Source organism: Mesorhizobium sp. M0491 (assembly GCF_040321265.1).
GTDB lineage: Bacteria > Pseudomonadota > Alphaproteobacteria > Rhizobiales > Rhizobiaceae > Mesorhizobium.
The window spans coordinates 1-9584 of sequence record NZ_JAMYRE010000047.1 but is presented as its reverse complement, the minus strand read 5'-3'; the positions used below and the strand labels follow the sequence as shown (position 1 = coordinate 9584).

Here is a 9584-nt window from a genome sequence, read left to right as displayed (position 1 = left end):
CCTGGTCATCCTCAATGCAAAAGCACGCGATGCGCGCAACGAGTTCGTAATTGCAACTTGACACCCCAGATAGTCGCTCTCCCCCACTCACGTGGGGGCGAGGAACCCAGTTTCTGCTATCGGCCTCGAAACCCTCAAGCCGCGTAGCGGGCCGCAGGCTTGTCGGCGTGCAGGCTGCCGTAGAAGGCCTGCCGGGCACCGAGGAAAATGTCCAGCTTGGCCGGCTCGGCGAGCGCCGGCACGGTGACGGCTTCACCCCTGGCAAGGCCGACAAGGGCCGCATCGACCATATCGTCGGCCGTCATGATGATTTCCTTCGGAAGCTGGTCGATATCGCTGCCGGCAAGCTCCCAGAAATCGGTCCGTGTCGCGCCCGGCAGCACCACCTGCACCTTCACCTCCGTACCCTCGACCTCGCGGTGCAGAGCCTCGGTGAAGTTGACGACATAGGCCTTGGTGCCGCTGTAGATGCCGCCGAACGAGGTGTCGAAGGCAAGCACCGAGGCGATGTTGACGACCGCACCTCGGTTGCGCGCCAAAAACCCCGGCAGCACGGCACGGGTCAGCCGCGTCAAGGCGATGACATTGACCTTGATCATGCGTTCGGCAGCGTCCGCATCGGCGGTTGCCACCACGGACTGGCCGCCAAGGCCGGCATTGTTGACCAGCAGCGTCACGCTGTCGTCGCTGGCGATCTCCTGCTCGACGCGGCGGACGTCGTCGTCGTTGGAGAGGTCGGCGCTGATCACGCTGACCTTGCGGCTATAGGTCTGGCGCAGCTTCCCGGCCAGTTCCTCCAGCCGGTCGGCGCGCCGCGCCACCAGCACCAGATCGTAGCCCTGCCCCGCCAGCCGGTCGGCATAGACCGCGCCGATGCCCGACGAAGCACCGGTGACGACCGCCGTGCCCTTGTTGCCCTGTCCACTCATTGTCCTGTCCTTCTTCGACTGATCTGGTTCGCTTCGACTGATCCGGCGCCGTGGCATCTGCCGCGCTGCCGGAAAGCCGCTTGATTTGAATTAGTGGCATAGGCCACTAATTGTGAAGTAGGCATATGCCACTATCTTGTCAATGATACGGACGAGGATTATTTGAGGGTAGCAGCCGGGCCTCATTCGCCGGCGCCAAGGACCATCATGTCAAAGGACAGCTTGCCCGGCCTCACGCTCTGCAACAACGCCGCGCTGCGCCGTGCGGCGCGCAAGCTCGGCAAGTTTTATGATGATGTGGTGGAGCCGTCAGGCCTCAAGGCGACACAGCAGGGCCTGCTCTACCAGATCCATATCGGCGACGAGCCGGCGATGGGCGCCATCGCCACGTCGCTGATCATGGACCTGTCGGCGCTCGGTCATACGTTGAAGCCACTGATCCGCGACGGCTATGTCGAGACCTTCGCCGATCCGGACGACCGCCGCGTCAAGCGCGTGCGGCTGACGCCGCAGGGTCTGGTCAAGCTCGATGAGGCGATGAAGCTGTGGCACATCGCCCAGCAGCGCTTCGAGGACGTGGCCGGCAAGGACAAGGCGGAAAGGCTGCGCGCGGCTCTGGATGAGATCGCCGCGCTGGATTTCGATCTGCCGCCGGCCACGCCCTGAGGCGTTGGGCCGCCGTTGTCAACAGACTCTACTCGGCAGGCATCGCCACGGGCCGAGCCGCCCGGCGGCCGGCCACCACGATGCCAAGCCCGACGATCGGGAAGATCGCGGCGATCAGGCCGAGATCGGCCGGCGCGCCGTAGCGCAGCACGGCACCGCCCACCACCGCGCCGAGTGCGACGCCCAGATAGAGCGCCGAGGCATTGAGCGACAGCACGATCGGGGCGGCATCGGGCGCCAGCTTGATGATGCGGCTGGCCTGCGCCGGCGGGAAGGCCCAGCCGACGATGCCCCACGGCACCATCATCGCCATCAGCGCCGGTCCGGCAATATGCGGCGGCAGAAAGGTCGGGATGACCGACAGCAGGACCAGCATGCCGGCGCTCAGCGCCAACGACCAGCCGACGGTGCGGGTCGCGCCGAACCGGTCGGCGGCCTGGCCGCCGCCAATGTTGCCGATGACGGCGCCGACGCCGAAGGCGAGCAGCATGCTGGGCAGCGCGATCTGGCTGAGACCGCCGCCCTCGATGGCAAGCGGCGCGACATAGGCAAAGACGGTGAAGGCGCCGATCAGCGCCAGCACCGTCGTCAACAGGATCGGCATCACGCCGGGACGCAGCGCTGCCGCCAGCCTGCGCTTCAAGGGCAGCCTGGTGCCAACGATGCCCCGCGGCAGCCGGTACCACAGGATCGCGCCTGCAAGCGCGCCAAGGCCGGCGATGGCAAAAAAGGTGCCGCGCCAGCCGGCAACGGTGGCAACGAGCGCGCCCAGCGGCGCACCCAGGGCAACGGCCACCGTAGTGCCGCCAACGACGACGGCGATTGCACGCGCCCGGTGATGGTCATCGACCAGCGCCACCGCGGTGCCTTGCGCGGTTGCGGCGAACAGGCCCGACGACAGCGCCATGACGATGCGCGCGATCAGCAGCAGTTCGAAGGAGGAACTCAAGGCAGCGGCGATGTTGCCGAGCACGAAGAACACCAGCGTCCACAGGATGACGCGGCGCCGGTCCCATTCGCCTGTCAGCGTCGCCAGGATCGGCGTGCCGATCGCATAGGCGAGCGCAAAGGCGGTGATCAGCGTGCCGGCCAGCGGAATGGAGATGCCGGCATCCGCCGCGATGTCGGGCAGAAGGCTGGAGATGACGAAGCCTTCGGTCGAGATCGTAAACGATCCGAGCGCTAGCCAGAAAAGGCGCTTGTCCATGGCGGGATGTCCTTAGTTCAAAAGTTATTGAACAATTGGACATAATAGGGCATCATGTCAATGAAGCCAGGGAAAAATAGCTGAACCTTCCTGACAGCCCTGTGTCAGCACAGGTCGGCGCGAGACGGAGAAAGGCCGCGTGCGGGCCAACAATGATGGATGCGTTGAAATCGGACCCGACTGTGCTTAGTTTCGAGCCATGACCTTGCCACACCCCAATACGGACCAGATCAGCCTGCCGATCGTGCTTGGCGTGCTCGGCGATCCGACCCGGCTCGCCATCGTGCGCTATCTCGCCAGCAAGCAAGGCGTGCCGCTGAACTGCAGCCAGTTCCTGGATTTCGGCTCGAAGACCAATCTGAGCTACCACCTCGCCAAACTGCGCGAGGCCGGCGTCACCCGTGCCGAGGTGGTCGGCACCAACCGCATGATCACACTGCGCCGCGCCGATCTCGACGCCCGCTTCCCCGGCCTGCTCGACAGCGTCATCGCCGCCGCCGGCGACGATCCGGCAGTGCCGGCGGTCGGCGGCCACGATATCGAAGTGCACGCGTAGGCTGTTTCCTCGCCCGATGAAACGCAGAGCTCGCATATGAATTCTTACGAAGATGGCCCCCACTCCGTCGAGCTTCTATCGTCGACGGAGGAGAGGGAAGGCGCGACTTCGCCAACCTTGGCTCCCTTCCTCTCCCTCCGGAGGGGGGAGAGGTGGCGCTGCGAAGCAGCGACGGAGTGGGGGAAGCCGTTCGCGAAACGCGCAGCCCCGCAAGACAGGCACAACCCGGCGAGCACGAAACCTCAGGCAAGCGGCAATCAGGTAGAGGCTTTGCTTTAACAAAAGTTCGACCCCCACTCCGTCGAGCTTCGCTCGCCACCTCTCCCCCGATCGACGGGGGAGAGGAAAGGCGCGAGTCAGGTGGGGTACATCGTAGAGCAGAAGCCTCGGCTTCCCATATGCGATAGCCCTGCCGTAAAACGGGGCCGCCAACCCACGGAGCCTCCCCCTATGCGCATTGCCGTACTGGCCGATATCCACGGCAACGTCCTGGCACTCGACGCTGTGCTCGATGATCTGCGCCGGCGCGGCGGCGCCGACCTGACCGTCAATCTCGGCGACAGCGTTTCCGGCCCGCTATGGCCGCGCGAGACGTTTGCGCGGTTGGAGGCGCTGAACCTGCCGACAGTGCGCGGCAACCACGACCGCCGTGTCGCCGCCGACCCCGCTGATGACACCATGTGGCCCTCCGACGCCTATGCGCAGGAGCGGCTGACCGAGACGCAGCGCCAGATGCTTTTCGCCCAGCCGCTGACGCTGGAGATCGCACCCGGAATCATCGCTTTCCACGCCCGTCCCGACCATGACGAGAAATATCTCGCCGATACCATCGTCAATGGCCAGCTGGTGCGTGCGCCGCTGACGGCGATCCGGCGGCGGCTGAAGGCGCTCGACCCGGCTTGCCGCATCGCGCTGTGCGGCCACAGCCACCGCGCGGAACTGATCCGCGTCCCCGATGGTCCCGTCATTTTCAACCCGGGCAGCATCGGCTGCCCCGCCTATGACGATTCCACACCGCCGGCGCATGTCTCCGAGCAGGGCTCGCCGCATGCGCGCTACGGCATCGTCACCTTGGGCAGCAACGGCCAGTCCGACCGCTTCGAGGCCATCGCCGTCGACTACGACCACGAGGCGGCCGCCAGGCAAGCCGAACAGGCGGGCCGGCCGGAATGGGCTCACGCGCTCAGAACAGGGTTCATGCCCCTGCCCGGCTGAACGCTCTTGCGTTCATGCCCGGCTGAGTAGGCTCACGGCCTGGCGGGCCGGGTTGGGACTGGCGGAACGGCGAGCCGAATTTTCGGGCTTACATGGCGCCGCGTCGTCCCTTATAAAACCGGCCGGGCTTGCGGCGGGCTCGATCCGCCGCGGCATGATGTCAGCGCACGGCCAAACGATGAGGCGCACAGTTACGCTCCGAACAACCCTGCATGCGCTGATTGCTGCTCCGCTGTTGATGACGGCGTGGCCGGTGATTGCCCCCGCTATGGCTGAAGAGATGGCCCAAGAGGCGCCGGACCTCGTCATCTCCGTCGTCACCGGCCTGGCGCCGGACGACCTTCTCAAGGTCCGCACCACCGCATCGCCGGTCGCCACGGTCGAGGCGCGGCTGAGCAGCGGCGACATGGTCACCAATCTCGGCTGCAACGACATCAACGGCTACAAATGGTGCAAGATCGAGAGCACGGGCAAGGAGAAGCTGAGCGGCTGGGCGCCGGCGCGCTATCTCATCCCCCTCAATCCGGCCCCCTATGTCGAAGGCGAGACAAGACCGGCCGATGCGCCGGTGGTTGCCTCCACCGGCAGCGCCAATGAGGCCGGGCAGGCCTCGGCGCCGGATCAATCGCAGGCCACCAATAGGGCGCCGGTCGCACCGCCCGACCTGACAGCGCGGCTTGGCGGCGCCGGTCCGGCAGTCGAAAGCACGCCAAAATCCGCCACCGAAATCGGCCGCGCCGCGATGCAGGATGCGTACGTACTGGCGCTGGCGGCGCCTGACGTCCCGCTTGATTCCGTTCCGACGCCGGCTTCTGGCCCCGAGATTCCCTGCGCCCGCTATGTCGGCCAGCCAATGGAGCGCTGCAAGGTCAGCGTGGTGCACACCGCCGACAAGGCGAACATCACTGTGACCTGGCCCGATGGCGGCACGCGCATCATCTCCTTCCGTGCCGGCCAGCCGGCCGGTTCCGACGCGGACGGCAATTTCCGCTTCACTCGGGAGGGCAGCCTCAACATGATCCGCATCGGCAAGGCCGAGCGGTTTGAGATTACGGATCAGCTGGCGCTGGGGAATTAGAATTTAAGGGAGTAAGGGAGTAGGGGAATAAGGGAGTATGTTTGGAATTCCCTCGAACCCACCCTATTCCCCTATTCCCCTATTCCCCTACTCCCCTACCTCGCATTTTCGGGGTTACATCAGTCAGAACTCTTCCCTATAAGGCCCTCCTAGCCTGATACCAGAATCGCGAGCACAACCGGCCGGGTCTTCCCGTCCCGGTTTTTTGTGCAAGCCGCCCGCCGAACGGACCTTTGACATGCCAAGACGCACTGACATCAAGTCGATCCTGATCATCGGGGCCGGCCCCATCGTCATCGGCCAGGCCTGCGAGTTCGACTATTCCGGCACGCAGGCGTGCAAGGCGCTGAAGGAGGAAGGCTTCCGCGTCATCCTGGTCAATTCCAACCCGGCCACCATCATGACCGATCCGGAACTGGCCGACGCCACCTATATCGAGCCGATCACGCCTGAAGTGGTCGCCAAGATCATCGCCAAGGAGCGGCCCGACGCGCTGCTGCCGACCATGGGCGGCCAGACCGCGCTCAACACCGCTTTGTCGCTGCGCCGCATGGGCGTGCTGGAGCGCTACAATGTCGAGATGATCGGCGCCGACGCCACAGCCATCGACAAGGCCGAGGACCGCGCGCTGTTTCGCGAGGCGATGAAGAAGATCGGCCTGGAAACGCCGAAGTCGATGCTGGCCAACGCCACCGACGTCAAGAACACCGACCGCAAGACGCATGAGGCAGAGCGCGCAGCGGTCAAGGCCGAAGCGCCGGCCGATCTCGATGCCGCGCTCGACGCGCTGGAAACCCGCTGGAACCTCGGCGAAGGCGACCGCAAGCAGCGCTACATCAGCCATGGCATGGCGATCGCCGCCCAGGCGCTCGACCATGTCGGCCTGCCGGCAATCATCCGCCCGTCCTTCACCATGGGCGGCACCGGCGGCGGCATCGCCTACAACCGCGCCGAATTCTACGAGATCGTCCAGTCCGGCCTCGACGCCTCGCCGACCACCGAAGTGCTGATCGAGGAGAGCGTGCTCGGCTGGAAGGAGTATGAGATGGAGGTTGTCCGCGACAGAGCGGACAATTGCATCATCGTCTGCTCGATCGAGAACATCGACCCGATGGGTGTGCATACGGGCGACTCGATCACCGTCGCCCCGGCGCTGACCTTGACCGACAAGGAGTATCAGATGATGCGCAACGCCTCGATCGCGGTGCTGCGCGAGATCGGCGTCGAGACCGGCGGCTCCAACGTGCAGTTCGCCGTCAACCCGGCCGACGGCCGCCTGGTGGTCATCGAGATGAACCCGCGCGTCTCGCGCTCGTCCGCTCTGGCCTCCAAGGCGACCGGTTTCCCGATCGCCAAGATCGCGGCAAAACTCGCCGTCGGTTACACGCTGGACGAGTTGGAGAACGACATCACCGGCGGCGCCACGCCCGCCTCCTTCGAGCCGTCGATCGATTACGTCGTCACCAAGATCCCGCGCTTTGCCTTCGAGAAATTCCCCGGCGCCGAGCCGGTGCTGACCACCGCCATGAAGTCGGTCGGCGAAGTCATGGCCATCGGCCGCACTTTTCAGGAATCGCTGCAGAAAGCCTTGCGCGGACTGGAAACCGGCCTGACGGGTCTCGACGAGATCGAGATCCCCGGCCTCGGTTATGGTGCGGCCAACCATGCCGACGACCGCAACGCCATCCGCGCCGCGCTGGGCACGCCGACGCCGGACCGGCTGCGCATGGTGGCCCAGGCGATCCGCATGGGCACTTCGCTGGAAGACGTGCACGCCATGTGCAAGATCGACCCGTGGTTCCTTGAACAGATCGCAGGCATCGTCGCCATGGAAGCCCGCATCCGCGAGCACGGCATTCCCGAGGATGCCGTCAACCTGCGCATGCTCAAGGCCATGGGTTTCTCGGACGCCCGCCTCGCGTCATTGACGAAAACAGACGCCGAAGTGATTCAGAAAGCTCGCGAAAAGCTCGACGTTCATCCGGTTTATAAGCGCATAGACACTTGCGCGGCCGAGTTCGCCTCGCCCACCGCCTACATGTACTCGACCTATGAAGTGCCGTTTGCCGGCGCGCTGGCCGACGAGGCGCAGGTCTCGTCGCGCAAGAAGGTCGTCATCCTCGGCGGCGGCCCCAACCGCATCGGCCAGGGCATCGAGTTCGACTATTGCTGCTGCCACGCCGCCTTCGCGCTACGCGACGCCGGCTATGAAGCGATCATGATCAACTGCAACCCGGAGACGGTCTCGACCGACTACGACACGTCGGACCGGCTCTATTTCGAGCCGCTGACGGCCGAAGACGTGCTGGAGATCCTGCGCGCCGAGCAGGCGTCGGGCGAACTGGTCGGCGTCATCGTCCAGTTCGGCGGCCAGACGCCGCTGAAGCTCGCGGACGCGCTGGAGAAGGCCGGCATCCCGATCCTCGGCACCTCGCCCGACATGATCGATCTGGCCGAAGACCGCGACCGCTTCCAGAAGCTCTTGCACAAGCTCGGCCTCAGCCAGCCGAAGAACGGCATCGCCTATTCGGTCGAGCAGGCCCGCCTTGTCGCCGGCGAGCTCGGCTTCCCGCTGGTGGTGCGCCCGTCCTATGTGCTCGGCGGCCGCGCCATGCAGATCATCCATGACGAGGGCATGCTGCAGACCTATCTGCTCGACACCGTGCCCGGCCTGGTGCCGGAGGACATCAAGCAGAAATACCCCAACGACAAGACCGGCCAGATTAACACGCTGCTGGGCAAGAACCCGCTGCTGTTCGACACCTATCTCAGTGGCGCCATCGAGGTCGATGTCGACTGCCTCTGCGACGGCAAGTCGACCTTCGTCTCCGGCATATTGGAGCACATTGAGGAGGCCGGCATCCATTCGGGCGACAGCGCCTGCTCGCTGCCGGTGCACTCGCTGCCTTCCGAGCTGGTCGACGAGCTGGAGCGCCAGACATCAGCCCTTGCCCGTGCGCTCAATGTCGGCGGCCTGATGAACGTGCAGTACGCGATCAAGGACGGCACGGTCTATGTGCTGGAGGTCAACCCGCGGGCGTCACGCACCGTGCCCTTCGTCGCCAAGACCATCGGGCGGCCGATCGCGAAAATCGCCGCCCGCATCATGGCCGGCGAAAAGCTGGAAGACGCCTTCGCCCATTACGGCGCCATGCCCGACCCCAGGAACCCCGGCCACATCGCGGTCAAGGAAGCCGTCTTCCCCTTCGCCCGCTTCCCCGGCGTCGACATCCTGCTCGGCCCGGAAATGCGCTCGACCGGCGAGGTCATGGGCCTCGACCGCGATTTTGCGCTGGCCTTCGCCAAGAGCCAGCTCGGCGCCGGCGTCGACCTGCCACGCTCCGGCACGCTGTTCGTCTCGGTACGCGATGAGGACAAGAAGGGCATATTGCCGGCGGTCAAGCGCCTCGCTGGCCTCGGCTTCAAGGTGCTGGCCACATCAGGCACCGCCCGCTTCCTTGCCGAAAACGGCGTCGACGCGCAGAAAATCAACAAGGTGCTGGAGGGACGCCCCCACATCGAAGACGCCATCCGCAACCGCCAGGTGCAGATCGTCTTCAACACGACGGACGGCCAGAAGGCGGTGTCGGACTCGAAGTCGCTCCGTCGCGCCACGCTAATGCAGAAGGTACCGTATTACACGACGCTGTCGGGCGCGGCGGCCGTGGCGGAGGCGATCGCGGCGCTGAAGGCGGGGAGTTTGGAGGTCAGGCCGCTGCAGGAGTATTTTGCTTAAGCGATTAGCTTGCTTCTCCCCGTCACTATACGGGGAGAAGATGCCGGTAGGCAGATGAGGGGCAGCGCCTACCAACAGATATTGGCACCATCCTCAGTGCAGCGAAATATCCGGTTGTGTGCGTCAAGTTCTGCAAAATGGGCGATCATGAAGCTGGTCATGCGGCTTGGCGTAGAGCGAGCTTCTTGTGCTCGCGC

General features: G+C 65.1%; 7 protein-coding genes. 5 read left to right on the top strand and 2 right to left on the bottom strand.

The features are described from left to right. Positions 1–134: 134 nt before the first annotated feature. Positions 135–929, bottom strand: a complete 795-nt coding sequence (locus tag NKI69_RS33070; RefSeq protein ID WP_023809700.1) for an SDR family NAD(P)-dependent oxidoreductase — start codon at positions 927–929, stop codon at positions 135–137. 207 nt (positions 930–1136) lie between these two features. On the opposite strand from NKI69_RS33070, the gene NKI69_RS33065 reads away from it, so the two are divergent. Further along, positions 1137–1595, top strand: a complete 459-nt coding sequence (locus NKI69_RS33065) for a MarR family winged helix-turn-helix transcriptional regulator (protein WP_023809701.1) — start codon at positions 1137–1139, stop codon at positions 1593–1595. A gap of 28 nt (positions 1596–1623) precedes the next feature. Here NKI69_RS33065 and NKI69_RS33060 read toward each other — a convergent pair whose 3' ends face one another. After that, the gene (locus tag NKI69_RS33060) at positions 1624–2802 is read right to left on the bottom strand and encodes an MFS transporter (protein ID WP_352723413.1); all 1179 of its coding nucleotides are present in this window, start codon (positions 2800–2802) and stop codon (positions 1624–1626) included. A gap of 199 nt (positions 2803–3001) precedes the next feature. Between NKI69_RS33060 and NKI69_RS33055 the strand changes: the two genes are divergently transcribed. From NKI69_RS33055 to carB, 4 genes are all read left to right on the top strand, one after another. Continuing rightward, complete coding sequence (locus tag NKI69_RS33055) at positions 3002–3358, top strand: ArsR/SmtB family transcription factor (RefSeq protein ID WP_128305503.1); 357 nt, start codon at positions 3002–3004, stop codon at positions 3356–3358. 450 nt (positions 3359–3808) lie between these two features. Continuing rightward, positions 3809–4573, top strand: coding sequence for a metallophosphoesterase family protein (locus NKI69_RS33050; RefSeq protein WP_128305504.1), 765 nt, complete (start codon positions 3809–3811; stop codon positions 4571–4573). A gap of 178 nt (positions 4574–4751) precedes the next feature. After that, positions 4752–5651 (top strand): SH3 domain-containing protein, encoded by a 900-nt coding sequence (locus NKI69_RS33045; protein WP_352723411.1) that lies wholly within the window; start codon positions 4752–4754, stop codon positions 5649–5651. A gap of 238 nt (positions 5652–5889) precedes the next feature. Next, entirely contained in the window at positions 5890–9387 is a 3498-nt protein-coding gene (gene carB / locus NKI69_RS33040) for a carbamoyl-phosphate synthase large subunit (RefSeq protein ID WP_352723409.1), read from the top strand. The last annotated feature ends 197 nt before the right edge of the window (positions 9388–9584 follow it).

Bases quoted from the DNA above. Each gene is read 5' to 3' on its own strand.
- NKI69_RS33070 (WP_023809700.1), bottom strand. From the start codon at position 929: ATGAGTGGACAGGGCAACAAGGGCACGGCGGTCGTCACCGGTGCTTCG.
- NKI69_RS33065 (WP_023809701.1), top strand. From the start codon at position 1,137: ATGTCAAAGGACAGCTTGCCCGGCCTCACGCTCTGCAACAACGCCGCG.
- NKI69_RS33060 (WP_352723413.1), bottom strand. From the start codon at position 2,802: ATGGACAAGCGCCTTTTCTGGCTAGCGCTCGGATCGTTTACGATCTCG.
- NKI69_RS33055 (WP_128305503.1), top strand. From the start codon at position 3,002: ATGACCTTGCCACACCCCAATACGGACCAGATCAGCCTGCCGATCGTG.
- NKI69_RS33050 (WP_128305504.1), top strand. From the start codon at position 3,809: ATGCGCATTGCCGTACTGGCCGATATCCACGGCAACGTCCTGGCACTC.
- NKI69_RS33045 (WP_352723411.1), top strand. From the start codon at position 4,752: ATGAGGCGCACAGTTACGCTCCGAACAACCCTGCATGCGCTGATTGCT.
- carB (WP_352723409.1), top strand. From the start codon at position 5,890: ATGCCAAGACGCACTGACATCAAGTCGATCCTGATCATCGGGGCCGGC.